Raw genomic sequence first — 15,539 nt, 5'->3', positions numbered from 1 at the left:
AAGTTACCTGTTGCCACAACTACAACAAGCTCAGGAGCACCCTCATGCAAACGCTGAAACTAGCCACCCGTCGTTGGTGGTACATCATGCCCATCGTCTTTATCACCTACAGCCTGGCGTACCTGGACCGCGCCAACTATGGCTTTGCCGCAGCCTCCGGGATGGCCGAAGACTTGATGATCACCCCCGGCATGTCGTCGCTGCTGGGTGCGCTGTTCTTTCTCGGTTACTTTTTTTTCCAGGTACCAGGGGCGATCTACGCGCAAAAACACAGCGTCAAGAAGCTGATTTTTGTCAGCCTGATCCTCTGGGGTGGCCTAGCGACGCTAACCGGCGTGGTCTCCAACGCCTACATGCTGATCGCCATCCGCTTCATGCTCGGCGTGGTGGAAGCAGCCGTGATGCCGGCGATGCTGGTGTACCTGTGCCATTGGTTTACCCGCGCCGAACGTTCCAGGGCCAATACCTTTCTGATCCTTGGCAACCCGGTGACCATGCTCTGGATGTCGGTGGTGTCGGGCTACCTGGTGCAGCATTACAGCTGGCGCTGGATGTTCATCATCGAAGGCTTGCCGGCGGTGCTTTGGGCGTTTATCTGGTGGCGCCTGGCCGACGACCGCCCGGCCGATGCCAAGTGGCTCAGCGACGCACAGAAAAAAGACCTGGAAACTGCCCTGGCCGCCGAACAGGTGGGGATGAAGGCAGTGAAAAACTACGCCGAGGCCTTCCGCTCGCCGAAGGTGATCATCCTGGCACTGCAATTCTTTTGCTGGAGTATTGGCGTCTACGGCTTTGTGCTGTGGCTACCGTCGATCCTCAAGAGCGGTTTGCAGATGGACATGGTCGAGGCCGGCTGGCTGTCGGCTTTGCCATACCTGGCCGCAGTGATCGCGATGCTGGCTGTGTCCTGGGCGTCGGACAAGCTGCAAAAACGTAAACGTTTTGTCTGGCCGCCGCTGCTGATTGCCTCTATTGCCTTCTATGGCTCGTACGCCCTGGGCGCCGAGCACTTCTGGTGGTCGTACACGCTGCTGGTGATCGCCGGGGCTTGCATGTACGCGCCTTATGGACCGTTTTTCGCCATCGTCCCGGAAATCCTTCCGGCCAACGTTGCCGGCGGCGCCATGGCGCTGATCAACAGCATGGGGGCGCTGGGTTCCTTTGGCGGATCGTATCTGGTGGGTTATCTCAATAGCAGCACCGGCTCCCCTGGCGCCTCGTACCTGCTGATGAGCGGCGCATTGATGCTGTCGGTGATCTTGACGATTTTTCTCAAGCCCGGTGCCAGTGACCGTGAACAGCCTCAGGCGGCTTCTTTGCGCCCCCTCGAATTGAAGGTAAGAACCTGATGAAAAAGCATGTCGTGCTTTACAAAAAACTCTCCGCGCCACTGATGGCCCGCCTGCATGAACAGGCAAACGTCACGCTGATTGAATCACTCGACGAAGGCGGCCTGGCGCAGCTACGCGACGCCTTGCCCAGCGCCCAGGGCCTGCTGGGAGCCAGTTTGCGCCTGGACGCAAAGTTGCTGGACCTGGCGCCACACCTGGAGGCAGTGGCCAGCGTGTCTGTGGGTGTCGACAACTACGACATCAACTATCTGACCCAGCGCGGCATCCTGCTCAGCAATACCCCTGACGTGCTCACCGAAACCACCGCCGACACCGGTTTCGCGCTGATCCTGGCCACCGCCCGACGGGTGGTGGAGCTGGCCAATATGGTCCGCGCCGGCAACTGGAACCAGAACATTGGCCCGCTGCATTTCGGCAGCGACGTGCACGGCAAGACCCTGGGCATCATCGGTATGGGCCGCATCGGCGAAGCCTTGGCCCAGCGTGGGCATTTCGGTTTCGGCATGCCGGTGATCTACCACAGTCACTCGCCAAAACCCTTGGTGGAGCAACGTTTCGGCGCGCAGTACCGCAGCCTGCCGCAGCTGTTGGAACAAGCCGACTTTGTTTGCCTGACGTTGCCGCTGACCGCTGAAACCCAGGGTTTGATTGGTGCTAAAGAGTTCGCGCTGATGGGCCCGGAGACAATCTTTATCAACATCTCTCGCGGCAAAGTGGTGGACGAAGCGGCGCTGATCGAAGCCCTGCAACAACGCACGATCCGCGCTGCCGGGCTGGATGTATTCGAGCGCGAACCGTTGAACCACGATTCGCCGCTGCTGCACCTGAACAACGTGGTCGCCACCCCACACATCGGCTCGGCCACCCATGAAACACGGGAGGCAATGGCGCGATGTGCCGTGGATAATCTACTGGCGGCGCTGGCGGGAGAGCGGCCGAAAAATCTGGTTAACGAAGCCGCCTGGAAACCTGACACCAAGCACAATACGTAGTAAATCAAGGAGTTGGGTAGAGTACATATCCGTTGCTGCGGTAACGGCGGCTTAGGGTTACGCCCTTACGGCGTGTCACTTTGCAAAAGCAGCATCCCTGCCGGTTTACCCACTGCGCAACACCTGCGTTCGGCCTCTGGTTTTATGGGCAGGCAGATCAAGAGCCACCCGTTTTTCTGTAGGAGCGAGGGGGACGCCTAGTTCTTGCTCGCGAAGAACCTGAGGGCGCCGCGGTGATTCAGGAAGCCAGCGTCATCGTTAACGGCCATCGCGAGCAAGCTCGCTCCTACAGTGGGCAGTGGGCAGTAGATCCGCTCTTGCTTCTCACCGCTCAGGTCGGCTACCAGGCCGCCGTGCTTTTGATCTTGATCTAAGGCGCCCCGTTAACCACGATGGCTGAACGCAGGTATTGATCCGTGGGTAAACCGGCAGGACGCCGGTTTAGCCGCGCTGGGCCAAGGATGGCCCATCGCGGCGGCCCACGGAGCAATGCCGGAGTGAAGGCATGCCGAGCCACAGCGAGGCACCAAGTGGTGGGGCAAGAGCCTTTTGGTTACTTTTGGGCTCTTTTCAAAAGTGACACGCCGTAAGGGCGTAACCCTAATCCGCCCCAACCAAAATAACGGATATGCCCCCAGCCCACACTAACCCTGCGTACGTTACAGATCAGGTCAGATCACAAACCTTGCAACCATCCCGCTCAAATCCACCGCCAGCCTCGACAGTTCATGACTGGCGGCGCTGGTCTGGTTGGCGCCCGCCGCCGATTGGGTCGCAAGATCGCGAATATTCACCAGGTTGCGGTCCACTTCACGGGAGACCTGGGCCTGTTCTTCCGAAGCGCTGGCGATCACCAGGTTGCGTTCGTTGATCAGGCTAATGGACTGGGTGATCTGCTCCAAAGCCACCCCGGCAGCACGGGCCATTACCAGGGTTTCTTGGGTGCGCTGGTTGCTTTGCTGCATGGACTGCACCGCTTCCCCGGTGCCGTTCTGGATACCGGCGACCATTTTTTCGATTTCCTGGGTCGACTGCGCAGTGCGATGCGCCAGCGCCCGGACTTCATCGGCTACCACGGCAAAGCCGCGTCCTGCTTCACCGGCCCGCGCCGCTTCAATCGCCGCATTGAGGGCCAGCAGGTTGGTCTGCTCGGCAATTGCGCGGATCACATCCAACACCTTGCCAATATCACGGCCTTGAGTGGCCAGGCCTTCGATCATGACTGAGGTGTTCTGCACGTCCTGGGTCATGGTCTGGATCGCGCCGACGGTTTCCACCACGCGATCACGCCCTTCCCGTGCGGCCTGGTTCGACTGGCTCGACGCCTCGGAGGTGGATACGGCGTTGCGCGCCACTTCTTCCACGGCGGCGGTCATTTCGTTGACCGCAGTGGCGGCCTGGTCAATTTCGTTGTTCTGCTGCTGCAAGCCCTTGGAGGCTTCTTCGGTGACGGCACTGAGTTCTTCGGCAGCGGAGGCCAGTTGCGTGGCAGAGCCCGCAATGTGCTGGATGGTCTGGCGCAGATTGGTCTGCATGGAGGCCAAGGCGCCGAGCAGGCGGGCCGGTTCGTCCTTGCCGTCGACCTCAATGGCTTTGGTCAGGTTGCCAGCGGCGATGGTTTCGGCAACTTCCACTGCTTTGCGCAACGGGGTGACGATGCTACGGGTCAGCAGCCAAGCCAGCAGTATGGTCATCAGCGCCGCCGCAGCCGATACCACGATGATGCCGGTGATGGCGTCCCGATAGCTTTGGCCTGCATCTTCACCAGCCTGCCTGGCGTCGGCAACATTGATGGCAACCAATTTGTTCAACTGCTCGCCCATCTGGTCGGTGCCGTCCTTGATCCTGCCGTTGATCAGGGCGCGCATCTCTTCCACCTTGTTCTGCTGGGACAGTGCCAGCATCTCGGCCTGGGCCTTGAGGTAGTTATCCAGGGTGGTGACGAACGTTTTGTACAGCGCCGCCTCTTCATAACCGGCAGGCATCGCGGCGTAGCCGGTTTGTGCCTGCCTGAGCTTATCCAGCAGCACCCCAATGCGCGTCTGAGCTTCCTGCAACGCGGCGGGCTCGCGATTGACCAATACGCGAAATGACAAGATCCGCAGGCGCAGGACGCTTTCGGTCATGTTGCCGAGAAAGCCGACGCTGGGCAGTTGGTTGGCCCCCATGTCCACCGAAATCTGGCGAATCAGAGTCATGCGGTTGACCGCAAACACCCCCAGGACAATGACAAACAACGCAATGAACGCAAAACCGAGAAAGGCTCGAGGTGCAATATTCAGATTACGCAGGGACATAGGACGACTCTCAGAAGGTGATGGCTGCGCGCATCCTTGCCGCGACACGGCCATCGAGCGTCAACGCGCTACCAATGACCGTTCGGCGCCACTGTTATCATTAGTGTGTGGGCCTAATAAGAGGTATCGGCAGGCTTGAGCTTTTTATGCAGTTAGCGGAGAAATATATTTTCACACTTTTGACCGTTGACGCTTTCTGGCATCCTGCGCCTCCACTTTCTGACCCGAGCCTGAATTTTGTCTGACGCTCAAGCCCCGCGCCCCCGCTATAAATCTGACCTGATCTATGGCCTCGAAGACCGGCCGCACTTCACCGCGGCAATGTTTGCCGCGCTGCAGCATGTGCTAGCCAGTTTTGTCGGCATCATTACTCCGACCCTGATTGTCGGCGGCGTACTGGGCCTGGAAAGCGAGGTACCGTACCTGGTGAGCATGGCGCTGTTCGTTTCGGGGCTGGGCACCTTTGTCCAGGCACGACGCTTCGGCCCGGTGGGTTCCGGGTTGCTGTGTCTGCAAGGCACCAGTTTTTCCTTTATCAGCGTGATCCTCAGCGCCGGCTTCATGGTCAAGGCCCGAGGTGGCGGCACCGATGAAATCCTCTCGACGATCTTTGGCATTTGCTTCTTCGCGGCCTTTATCGAGGTGGTGCTTAGCCAGTTCATCGGCAAGTTGCGCAAACTGATCACCCCGGTGGTCACCGGCACCATCATTACGCTGATGGGCCTGTCGCTGATCAAGGTGGCGGTCACCGACATGGCCGGTGGCTTTGGCGCCAGCGACCTGGGGGCGGCCAGTAATATGGGATTGGCGGCGCTGGTGTTGCTGACCATCGTGGTGCTTAACCGTTTCAATAATCCGTTCCTGCGCCTGGGCTCGATTGTGATCGGCTTGACCCTGGGCTTCGTAGTTGCCTGGTGGATGGGTCGCGTCGACCTGGCAGCGTTGCCCCAACTGCCGCTGATCAGCGTGCCGGTGCCGTTCAAGTACGGCTTTTCCTTCGACTGGGTAGCGTTTATCCCGGTGGCGGTGATCTTCCTGATTTCGCCCCTGGAGGCAGCGGGTGACCTGACCGCCAACTCGATGATTTCCCAACAGCCGGTCAAGGGCCCGCTGTATATCAAGCGCATCAAGTCCGGGCTGTTGGCCGACGGTCTCAACTCGGTGATGGCCGCCACCTTCAACAGCCTGCCAATGGTGACGTTTGCGCAGAACAACGGTGTGATCCAGTTGACCGGCGTGGCCAGCCGCTATGTGGCGTATTTCATTGCCGGCCTTCTGGTAATGCTGGGGCTGTTCCCGATGATTGGCGCGGTGCTGCAATTGATGCCCAAACCGGTGTTGGGCGGCGCGACGCTGATCATGTTCGGCACGGTAGCAGTGGCCGGTATCAAGATCCTCGCCGAGGCCGGTCTGCATCGGCGCAACATGCTGATCGTGGCCATCTCCCTGGGGATGGGCCTGGGCGTCGCGGCAGTGCCAGAAGTGCTGCGCGAACTGCCCAAGGCGCTGCACAACATCTTTGAGTCGCCGATCACCGTCGGAGCGTTCTGCGCTATCTTGCTGAACATCTTCCTGCCCGAGGAGTTCATAACGTTACAAGAAGATGAATTTGATCCGGAGTCGTCGACCCTCAAGGTTATGCAGGATCCGGACGTCACGAAATAGGAGCACCTTGTCATGCGCAACCTCGTTGTCCTGTCCCTGCTGTTGTTTACCCTGAGCGCCTGCACGTTATTCCCCAATCGCGACCCGGTGAACATCAATGTAGTGGGTATCGAGCCGTTGCAAAGTCAGGACCTGGAAGTGCGCTTCGCGGTGAAACTGCGGGTACAGAACCCCAACGAAACCGCCATCGACTACAACGGCGTGGCCCTGGACCTGGAGGTCAATGGCCGGCCGCTGGCAGCTGGGGTCAGTGATCAGCAGGGTTCCATCCCACGCTTTTCCGAGACCGTCCTGACCGTGCCGGTGAGTGTTTCAGCGTTTTCTGTGTTACGTCAGACCTTGGGCCTGAGCCAGACCCAGAGTTTGAACAACCTGCCCTACGTCTTGCGGGGCAAGCTGGCGGGCGGGCTGTTCGGGACCATGCGCTTTGTCGATCGCGGCACCCTCGACCTGCCGAACGCGGCCGCTACCTGGTAAACAAGGAGGTCTCCACTGCATGGACGTACTACCGACGCTGTACACCGAACGCTTGATCCTCAAACCCCTGACCCTGGACGATGCCGAGGGTATCCAGCAGCAGTTTCCTCACTGGGAAGTGGTGCGCTACCTCAACGCCATGGTGCCCTGGCCCTACCCGGCCGATGGTGCTCGAACCTACCTGGAAAAAGTCGCCCTGCCCGCTATCGCTGCGGGTCGCGAATGGCATTGGTCGATCCGTCTTAAAACCGCACCTGAGCAGTTGATTGGCAACGTCAGCCTGATGGATGAGGTCGACAACAACCGTGGTTTTTGGTTGGGCCCGCACTGGCAAGGTCAGGGTTTGATGGCCGAGGCCAGTGCAGCAGTGACCGAGTATTGGTTCGACGTGCTCAAGCGCCCGCTGATGCGGGTGCCCAAGGCCGCGCCTAACCTGGCGTCGCGGCGGCTTTCCGAGCGCACCGGCATGCGCTTGATCAGAAGCGACGAAGGCAGGTTCGTCGAAGGTAACTTTCCTCGGGATATCTGGGAAATGACCCGCGAGGAATGGCTGCTTAGTCAGCGATAAAACGCACACCCGTGCTGCCACTGCGCTTGATCACCCCCAGCACCAGGCTGGCATCGGTGCGAGCCGAGAGTCCAGCCAGCACTTGGGTTTCGCTGCCAGGCACATTGATGGCGTTAGCGAAGTAGCGGGCAAAGGCTTCGCGACCTTCAGGCAGCCGATAGCCCAGTTGCGTACAAAACCTTCACCCTTGGGGTAGCCACCAAGCAAGGCTTCGGGCATGACCACCAGTTGCGCGCCGCTGCGTTTGATTTCGTCCTCGTAGGAGAGGATCTGTTCCAGGGTTTCGCCCTTGCCGCCGGGCAAGGAGTCGATCTGCAGCGCAGCAACAATTGAAAACGCTTGCACCAGCGGGTGACTGAAACAACGGAGAGACCGGTCAACTGGGCAATATCGTTACGCGAACAACCTCAAGCGGCCAGTAAAATCACCGTCGTCCGACGACCGTCGCGCTGACTGATCGTGGCGGATCTTATACGCCGACTCAGTTCTGTTTGTTCGTCTTCACTGAGCATGATGTCCTGAGAGTTCATATGATCACTACAAGCACTGACTGACCACAGAAGCATAGCTCAGGTTAGAAACTTGTTTCGAATACAGGACACTAGAATCAGTTACTCGCAGTGGCCATTAGTATTAATACAAAAGTAGTCTCTGCTTATGTAACAAAGTGTATTGCAAGGCTCGCTGACGCCTCCAAGTGCCTGTAAAGGTTGAGCAATAGGCAGTTCCGCAAACATTAAAGTCGCGAGGAGAAGCCTGAAAGCTGGCGCCAAGCGTATAAAAATGGCGCCATAGTAATGACGCTTAACAGCTGTTTATTTTTTGACGCCACAAAAATACAAACTTTAACTTATTGATTTAATAGGATATTTTTAATTCACGCCAAAATATTAATATTTATTTAATAAGCCTTGCTCCACCCTATTGCGCAGTTAACTCCACATCTCTACGATATGCTTAATTCCAAGAACACCTCCAATTAAGACTTAACCTTGAGCAACTGTTTGCGCCTGCTAGTTACACTAAAATTACAAAGTAGCTGATTGAGTTTGCACTTAAGCACACTCAGGGAGAGGGATCTATGCGCATCAGTATATTTGGACTGGGCTATGTGGGCGCTGTTTGTGCTGGCTGTTTGTCCTCCCGGGGACATAAAGTCATTGGCGTCGACATCTCGCAAAGCAAGATTGACATGATCAACAAGGGCCAGTCGCCCATCGTCGAACCGGGCCTAGGCGAACTGCTTGCCAAAGGTATTGCCACTCGGTTGTTGCGCGGCACCACCGACGTTGCCCAGGCGGTACTGGACAGTGATTTGTCGATGCTCTGCGTCGGCACTCCAAGCAAGAAAAACGGCGACCTAGACTTGGTCTATATTGAAGCGGTATGCGAGCAAATCGGCGCGGCGCTGCGTGACAAGACCGACCGCCACACCGTGGTCGTGCGCAGCACCGTGTTGCCGGGCACCGTGAAAAACGTGGTCATCCCACTGCTGGAGGCGGCCTCGGGGAAAAAGGCCGGCGTAGACTTCGGCGTGGCTACCAACCCTGAGTTCCTGCGCGAAAGCACCGCGATCCAGGATTACGACTTCCCGGCCATGACGGTCATCGGTGAGTTTGACGCACTGTCTGGCGACATGCTCGAAGAGCTGTACCACGACCTGGATGCGCCGGTGATCCGCAAGTCGATTGAAGTCGCTGAAATGATCAAGTACACCTGCAACGTCTGGCACGCCACCAAGGTCAGTTTCGCCAACGAGATCGGCAACATCGCCAAGGCCTCGGGCGTGGACGGCCGCGAAGTGATGGACGTGGTCTGCCAGGACCACAAGCTCAACCTTTCACGTTACTACCTGCGCCCAGGCTTTGCCTTCGGCGGCTCCTGTCTACCCAAGGATGTGCGCGCCCTCACCTACCGTGCCAGCCAGTTGGACGTCGAGCACCCCTTGCTCGCCTCGATCATGAACAGCAACCGCAGCCAGGTGCAGAACGCCTTTGACATCATCAGTGGCTATGGCAAGCGCAAGATCGGTCTGCTGGGACTGAGCTTCAAGGCCGGCAGCGACGATTTGCGCGAAAGCCCTCTGGTGGAGCTGGCCGAGATGCTGATTGGCAAGGGCTTCGAGCTGAGCATCTATGATGCCAACGTCGAATACGCCCGCGTATTCGGTTCGAACAAGGAATACATCGAATCGAAGATCCCCCACGTGTCATCGCTGCTGTGCGCCGACCTTGCCCGCGTGGTGGAGGGCGCTGAGTTGTTGATCCTGGGCAACAACGACCCTCACTTCGCCGATGTGCTGGATGGCAACGACGACAAACAGATCGTCGACCTGGTGGGCTTCATGAGCCATCGCACCAACGACACCCAGGAAGGGATTTGCTGGTAATTCACCCGTTCGTGGTGAAGCACCCCAAGGACTGACTGTCTGCGTCACGCCCACATAACTGATCACCCCAGGCACAAGCCCAGGCTGGCAGTGTAAGCGCGTGAAGCGGTCAGGCGGTCGGCAAATATATATTTAAGGAGTCAACAGCAGATGGATCGACACGCTAGCAGTGCGGTCAGTGGGGTTTTCAACAAGCCGTCCTTTGCACGTTTCTGCGCCTGGGCGTGCCTGTTCGCCCTGATTGCACTGGCCTCAGAAATGATCGCGCCCGAGTACCTGAATCCGGACCACGCCAAGTTCATTTTCATCATTGGTACGATCGGTATGTGGCGTTATGGCAATGCTATCGTCCACTACTTGCGCGGCATGTACTTTCTGTACTGGAAGTTCCCGCGCCTGCGCCGCCTAGTGGACCGCATGGGGGACGCGGCGCTGCCGGACCACATGTACATGGTAGTGACCAGCTTTCGCATCCCCACCCACACCACCTTCAAGGTCTACCAGTCGGTGTTCCAGGAAGTGAAGCGGCTCAACGTGCCCTGCACGGTGATCGCTTCGATCGTGGAAAAGGGTGACGAGCAGTTCATCAAAACCATCATGCGCAACGAGGTGCAGAGCCGAGACGACATCAAGCTGATCATCGTACGAGCCCGCGGCACCGGCAAGCGCGATGGCCTGGCCCATGCGTTCCGAGCCTTGTCGCGGCAGATGCCACTGGAAAACTCGGTAGTGGGCGTGGTCGACGGCGACACCATGATGCTGCCCCACTGTGTGGAGCGCGCGGTCAAGCTGTTCGCCGCCCTGCCCAACGTCGGCGGCCTGACCACCAACGAATACTGCGAGGTGGAAGGTAGCACGCTGATGCGCGAGTGGCACTCGATGCGCTTCGTGCAGCGGCACATCAACATGTGTTCGATGGCCCTGTCACACCGCGTGCTGACCCTGACCGGGCGGCTGTCGTTTTTCCGCGCCAGCGTGATGATCGACCCCGACTTCATCAAGGACGTGGAGGCCGACTTTCTCGATCACTGGCGCCTGGGCCGCTTCCAGTTCCTTACCGGTGATGACAAGTCGTCTTGGTTGAGCCTGATGCGCGCCGGCTGGGACACCTTCTACGTGCCTGACAGCCATACGCTGACGGTGGAGCATCCGCCCGACAGCAACTTCTTTCGGGCTACTCGGCAACTGATGTTCCGTTGGTACGGCAACTCGCTACGCCAGAACTTCCGTGCCACCACCCTGCTGGGCCGCGCACACCTGGGGTTGTTCACCCTGTACGTGCTGTACGACCAGCGGGTATCGATGTGGACTTGCCTGATGGGACTGACCGCCTCGGTGTTCGCAGGATTGATCTTCGGCATGCAGTACCTGTTGGTGTACGTGTTCTGGGTCTTGCTGTCGCGAACCCTGGTGACGCTGATGTTCATATTCTCCGGCCACCCGGTAAGCCCGGCCTACCCCTTCGTTCTGTATTACAACCAGATCGTTGGCTCGGTGATGAAGGTGTACGCGATGTTTCACATGGACCAACAGAGCTGGACCCGTCAAAAAACCACTCTCAGCAACGGCAGCGTCAACTTCGATGCCGCCATGAACCGCTGGTCCTCGAAGGCGATGATGTTTTCTTCCATCGCGGTGTTCTTCGGGGTCATTTCAGTTCTGCTCGAACTCACGCAACGTTAAAGGAAAGGCGCCTGCCATGAGTAGCTCACCGACATCTGTACTCCCGGCCAATGTGGTCCATGAAGCGATCGACGAACGCCAGTACGTGCGCACCAAGATCAACGCCAAGGTCAAGCTCGACGGCAGTAGCCAGCCTCCGTTCGAGAGCGATATCCAGGACATTTCCCTGGGCGGCCTCGGCCTGTTGCATGCCGAGCCGTTGACGATTGGCAGCCTCTACAACGCATCGATCAAGCTGCGACTGAACCAGATGGACCTGGCGATCGACGCCAAGATCAAGATCGTCTCCCAGCGCGGCGAAAACGTGGGCGCCGAGTTCGTCGAACTGGATTCGCAGAAACGCGACATCTTGCGCTACATCATCTCGGCCTACATGTCTGGCGAGATCGCCGACATCAATGGCCTGTTCAACGTGATGCAGCGCGAAAACTACATCAAGGAACGCAAGCACAAATACGCCATCGCCCGTGGCTCGCTGGACCGCCTGCGCGCGGTGATCGGCACACTGGCGTGGCTGGTGCTGGGCCTGGCGGCCGTGGCGTTCGTGGCCTACAAGAGCTACATGTTGTTCTTCCGCATCCCCGCAGACCAGGCCCTAGTGAGCGCCAACGCGCAAGTCATTAGCATGCCCGACAACGGCTACTTGAAGTTCATGCTCAAGCCGGGGCAGACACAGGTGAGCGTCGGCGAGCCCGTTGCCACAGTGTCTACGCAACTGGCCACCAGTTTTACCAGCCCGGCCGACATGAAGGCCGTGGCAGACCTCTCGCCCGGTGATCTGCAGACCCTGCTGGGCCGCGCAACCATCGAGACCGTGATCGCCAGCCCGTGCAGCTGCGAAGTCTACTTCCCAAGCAAGCCGCTCGACGGCTACGCCTATAAGCAAGCACCGCTGGTGCATCTGCTACCCAGTGATGAAGGCTTGTTCGTGAAGGCCAATGTGCCGTTCGCGCGCCTAGCCGACATTTCGCGGGTGCGTTCGGTGAACATGCAGGTGTTCGGTATCGAGCAGCCGTTTAGCGGCAAGGTCGTCGGCTCCGAGGTGGACGAGAACAACCACAACCTGCAGTTGACGATCCAGCCCGACAGCCCGCTGCCCCGTTCAGCCTACCAACAGCCTGTGGCGGTGGACCTGTACCTGGGCCTGCCGTTCAACCTGTCGCTGTAAGGATGCCGCGATGAAATTGCCGACGCGCCCGTCATTGTTGCTGCTGGCCCTGTGGCTGGCCAGCCCGGTTTACGCCGGGCAAAGCCTGGAACAGGTACGATACGCCCTGTACAAGGACCCCAATACCAACGTCGTGGCCGACCTGCGCGAGCTGTCAGCACGGGGTGACCGCGCCTCCAAGCAACTGCTGGGTGACGTTCTCTCGAACTCGGAAACGGTCAACTTCGACGAAGTGCTGGGCCTGTACAAGGACGCCTTTGCCGACGGCACCGGTGAAATCCTGGCGTTGACCTCGATGGCCCGCCTGCTCGATCGCAACCCGCGTCTGCGCGATCAACAGCACGGCTACGTGACCCGGGCGCTGACGCTTTACCCCCACGCCCAGGACCCGCGTACGCTGAACACCACCCTCGAAGTGTTCCTGGTGTACCCCCGGGACTTCAGCGTGGCCGATGCCCGGCAACTGCTCAGCCTGTACCAGCAATCCTGCCTGCTTAACTGCCACTTCGATCTGTACCAGGCGGTGCTAGCCGAGCGCGAAGGCAACCGCAGAGAGGCTGACCGTCACTACCAGGCGGCGGTTAAACTCGATGTGCGCGCAGTGGACCGCTACTACCGCTTCCTCGGTGAGCAGCAGGACAGCCTGTTCCAGGCCTTCGCCTTGACGCTCGAACCGCAGCGCGCCAGCCTACCAGTGGAGATCGTGCATCGCATCGGAGCGCTGCTCGACAGCATCACCAGCCTGCAGCGAATCGACGAAGAGGCCGACAAGGACGATCGCCTGGCCAGCGGCATGGGCCCAAAGGCTGTGAAAGCACCGCCGACGCCCGAACAGATCGCCGCCGACAAGGCCATGGCTGCCGCCACCGCCCGCGTACAAGGCTGGTTCGACAACGCTGCCGAGCGCGGCTACGTACCGGCACTGGTGTCGAAGGTCAACTTCATGGTCAGCAACCCTACCGAACACAATGCCGAAGAAACCCAGGCCCTGATCAACCGCGTGCAGGCCCTCGACCCGACCCGGGCCAAGGCCTTGCAGGCGTCGTTCTACATGGTCACCAACTGGCTGACCCTGGACCCGGAAAAGGCCCAGGTACTGATCAACGAGCTGATCGAGGTGCGCTACCGCGACGCACAGTTGCTGCTGGGTGAGCTGTACAGCAAGGGCGGCCTAGACCAGCCCGATCAGGAAAAAGCTCTGCAGATCTACCAGGAGCAGGCGCGCCTGGGCTCCACCGCCGCCTACTACCGCATCGCAACCCTCTATTTCCGCGCCCGTGCGCTGTGCCATGACCAGGTCAAGGCCTATGCCTATGCCCAAGTGGCCGTGGACTTGGGTGAAAACCGCGCACGCGGGCTGATCAAGCGCCTGGACCGGGTGTTGAACAAGGACGACATCGACCGGGCCCAGGTGGCCCGCGCCGACCTCATGAAGGAAGCTCAATTGTGAAGCCCTGCCCACCTCTGTACAGCGCCCTACTGATCCTGGCCTGCAACGGCGCGGCCCTTGCAGCCGAAGAAGTGACCGGCCCTGAGGCCGACAGCAGCGAGCCGGTACGCATTGCCCCGGCCGACGGCAGCCAGCCGCCGATTACCTCGGAGTTCTTCAATAAGCTGACCCTGCAAGGTGGCTACGGCCCGGAAAACTCCGAAATCGGCAACGGCCGCGAGTCGTTCTACAGCCTGCGCTACGAGCCTTCGTTCGTCTGGTACTCGCCGGAAAAACGCTGGGCCAAGTGGCAGGTGTACGGCCGCGTTTGGCTGGACTACGACTCCAGCCAATCGGCCAGCCTGGTGCAGAACGAAACCAATCAGAACAACGCCAGCGGCCGCAAACAGGCCGAAGGCTTTTACGCCGAGTTCCGCGAACTGTACGTCAAGCGCAACCTGCTTTGGGACGACCCGCGCTTCTCGGCGTCGGCCGGGCGCCAGCGCTTCAGCGACAAGTACGGCATTTGGTGGGACGACAGCATCGAGTCGGTGCGCTTCAACTACACCGACACCTTCTCCCACGGTTTTGTCGCCGTGGCGCAGAAATTCCACAACTACAACACCGACATCAATACGCTGGACGACACCGAGAAAAACACCTTCTATGCGATGGGCGAATACGCCTACCGCTGGAGTGAGCACAACTGGGCGGGCGCGCGTTTGATGTACGAGGACGACAAGAGCAACCACGACATCAACGACCGTTACGATTTTACGGGCGTGCGCAGTGGCCTGTTCTTCAAGGGCGACCAGTTGACGTTCACGCCGCTGCTGAGCGACTACCACCTGGAAATGGTTTCGCTGAACGGCAAGATGGACCGCACCAGCCTGACCAACTCCAGGGACCCGTCGTCGAAAATCACCACGCACAATAACCACAGCAACGGTTGGGCCGTGCTAGGCGAGGTCGGCAAGCGCTTCGATAACCTGGCCTGGACACCACGCGTGGCCTTGCGCGGTGGTCTGACGGACAAGACCGACGACGACACCGACGGCTTTCGCCTGAATGCCATCCAGTCCGACCGCATCACACAACCCGGTTCATACAGTACCCGGTTGGTCAGCTCCTTCGTCAGCCTGGATTTGCGCAACCTGCAGTACTACGGCGCGGCCCTGGAAACCCGCCCCACTGCGCGCAGCAACCTGGACTTTCGCGTCACCGACCTCAAGTTGCGTGACCAGAACGGTACGCTGCCGATTCGTATCGACGCAGACCAGCGTTCGAAGCGTAACGCCCAGATCAACAGCGGCGGCAATACCGGCGGGCGCTCTGTGGGGCAAATGTATGACGTCAATTACTATTGGAGGATGTTTCCGTTGGCCTATGAAGGCAAGCGTTTCGACGTCAATGGTTTGATCACCGCCAGCTACCTGAACGCCGGTAACGCGCTGACCAGCGGCGACGACTACCAGATTTCGTTTGGCGTCGTGATGAGTTACTAAGGACGGGACTGCCC

The 15,539-nt window shown here is 59.2% G+C and carries 12 protein-coding genes and 1 pseudogene; 10 read left to right on the top strand and 3 right to left on the bottom strand.

Annotated features, from left to right (window positions below):
- The first annotated feature begins 44 nt into the window (after window positions 1-44).
- Both ACZRKZ_RS05450 and ACZRKZ_RS05445 read left to right on the top strand, forming a co-directional pair.
- Window positions 45-1,349: an MFS transporter gene (locus ACZRKZ_RS05450; protein WP_463970010.1), complete on the top strand. Its 1,305-nt coding sequence runs from the start codon at window positions 45-47 to the stop codon at window positions 1,347-1,349.
- Entirely contained in the window at window positions 1,349-2,344 is a 996-nt protein-coding gene (locus tag ACZRKZ_RS05445; protein ID WP_463980949.1) for a 2-hydroxyacid dehydrogenase, read from the top strand. The genes ACZRKZ_RS05450 and ACZRKZ_RS05445 overlap by 1 nt, the downstream gene beginning before the upstream one ends.
- A gap of 671 nt (window positions 2,345-3,015) precedes the next feature.
- Here the strand turns inward: ACZRKZ_RS05445 and ACZRKZ_RS05440 are convergent.
- Window positions 3,016-4,641 carry a methyl-accepting chemotaxis protein gene (locus ACZRKZ_RS05440; RefSeq protein ID WP_463970008.1) on the bottom strand — a complete coding sequence of 542 codons (1,626 nt, stop codon included), beginning with the start codon at window positions 4,639-4,641 and terminating at the stop codon, window positions 3,016-3,018.
- A 237-nt stretch (window positions 4,642-4,878) separates the two neighbouring features.
- Here ACZRKZ_RS05440 and ACZRKZ_RS05435 point away from each other — a divergent pair, with 237 nt between their 5' ends.
- The 3 genes from ACZRKZ_RS05435 to ACZRKZ_RS05425 are packed head-to-tail and all read left to right on the top strand — an operon-like array spanning window position 4,879 to window position 7,351.
- Window positions 4,879-6,306 (top strand): nucleobase:cation symporter-2 family protein, encoded by a 1,428-nt coding sequence (locus ACZRKZ_RS05435; protein ID WP_463970007.1) that lies wholly within the window; start codon window positions 4,879-4,881, stop codon window positions 6,304-6,306.
- Window positions 6,307-6,318: 12 nt separating this feature from the next.
- Entirely contained in the window at window positions 6,319-6,783 is a 465-nt protein-coding gene (locus tag ACZRKZ_RS05430; protein WP_463970006.1) for an LEA/WHy family protein, read from the top strand.
- Window positions 6,784-6,802: 19 nt separating this feature from the next.
- Entirely contained in the window at window positions 6,803-7,351 is a 549-nt protein-coding gene (locus tag ACZRKZ_RS05425) for a GNAT family N-acetyltransferase (protein ID WP_463980948.1), read from the top strand.
- Window positions 7,352-7,381: 30 nt separating this feature from the next.
- Here ACZRKZ_RS05425 and ACZRKZ_RS05420 read toward each other — a convergent pair whose 3' ends face one another.
- Together ACZRKZ_RS05420 and ACZRKZ_RS05415 are read right to left on the bottom strand one after the other, a co-directional pair.
- A complete protein-coding gene (locus ACZRKZ_RS05420) occupies window positions 7,382-7,696 on the bottom strand; it encodes a nitrilase-related carbon-nitrogen hydrolase (RefSeq protein WP_463980947.1) in 315 nt (104 codons plus the stop codon).
- A pseudogene (locus ACZRKZ_RS05415) lies at window positions 7,630-7,881 on the bottom strand (IS630 family transposase); the annotation flags it as partial. The gene ACZRKZ_RS05420 and the pseudogene ACZRKZ_RS05415, both read right to left, overlap by 67 nt.
- A gap of 551 nt (window positions 7,882-8,432) precedes the next feature.
- Between ACZRKZ_RS05415 and ACZRKZ_RS05410 the strand changes: the two are divergent.
- The 5 genes from ACZRKZ_RS05410 (at window position 8,433) to ACZRKZ_RS05390 (ending at window position 15,525) form a co-directional block, all read left to right on the top strand.
- Window positions 8,433-9,740 (top strand): nucleotide sugar dehydrogenase, encoded by a 1,308-nt coding sequence (locus ACZRKZ_RS05410; RefSeq protein ID WP_463970004.1) that lies wholly within the window; start codon window positions 8,433-8,435, stop codon window positions 9,738-9,740.
- Between the two features lie 150 nt (window positions 9,741-9,890).
- Complete coding sequence (locus tag ACZRKZ_RS05405; protein WP_463970003.1) at window positions 9,891-11,423, top strand: glycosyltransferase; 1,533 nt, start codon at window positions 9,891-9,893, stop codon at window positions 11,421-11,423.
- A gap of 16 nt (window positions 11,424-11,439) precedes the next feature.
- Entirely contained in the window at window positions 11,440-12,591 is a 1,152-nt protein-coding gene (locus tag ACZRKZ_RS05400) for a PilZ domain-containing protein (protein ID WP_463970002.1), read from the top strand.
- Between the two features lie 10 nt (window positions 12,592-12,601).
- Entirely contained in the window at window positions 12,602-14,041 is a 1,440-nt protein-coding gene (locus tag ACZRKZ_RS05395) for an SEL1-like repeat protein (RefSeq protein ID WP_463980946.1), read from the top strand.
- Entirely contained in the window at window positions 14,038-15,525 is a 1,488-nt protein-coding gene (locus ACZRKZ_RS05390) for an alginate export family protein (protein ID WP_463980945.1), read from the top strand. Before ACZRKZ_RS05395 ends, ACZRKZ_RS05390 begins: the two co-directional genes overlap by 4 nt.
- Window positions 15,526-15,539 lie beyond the last annotated feature (14 nt).

This window comes from Pseudomonas sp. c313, assembly GCF_055407145.1.
Note: the sequence above shows the minus strand (reverse complement) of the source record. Positions and strands in the feature narration are given on the sequence as shown.

Excerpts from the sequence above, each read along its gene's own strand:
- ACZRKZ_RS05450 (WP_463970010.1), top strand. The coding sequence starts at position 45 with ATGCAAACGCTGAAACTAGCCACCCGTCGTTGGTGGTACATCATGCCC.
- ACZRKZ_RS05445 (WP_463980949.1), top strand. The coding sequence starts at position 1,349 with ATGAAAAAGCATGTCGTGCTTTACAAAAAACTCTCCGCGCCACTGATG.
- ACZRKZ_RS05440 (WP_463970008.1), bottom strand. The coding sequence starts at position 4,641 with ATGTCCCTGCGTAATCTGAATATTGCACCTCGAGCCTTTCTCGGTTTT.
- ACZRKZ_RS05430 (WP_463970006.1), top strand. The coding sequence starts at position 6,319 with ATGCGCAACCTCGTTGTCCTGTCCCTGCTGTTGTTTACCCTGAGCGCC.
- ACZRKZ_RS05425 (WP_463980948.1), top strand. The coding sequence starts at position 6,803 with ATGGACGTACTACCGACGCTGTACACCGAACGCTTGATCCTCAAACCC.
- ACZRKZ_RS05410 (WP_463970004.1), top strand. The coding sequence starts at position 8,433 with ATGCGCATCAGTATATTTGGACTGGGCTATGTGGGCGCTGTTTGTGCT.
- ACZRKZ_RS05405 (WP_463970003.1), top strand. The coding sequence starts at position 9,891 with ATGGATCGACACGCTAGCAGTGCGGTCAGTGGGGTTTTCAACAAGCCG.
- ACZRKZ_RS05400 (WP_463970002.1), top strand. The coding sequence starts at position 11,440 with ATGAGTAGCTCACCGACATCTGTACTCCCGGCCAATGTGGTCCATGAA.
- ACZRKZ_RS05395 (WP_463980946.1), top strand. The coding sequence starts at position 12,602 with ATGAAATTGCCGACGCGCCCGTCATTGTTGCTGCTGGCCCTGTGGCTG.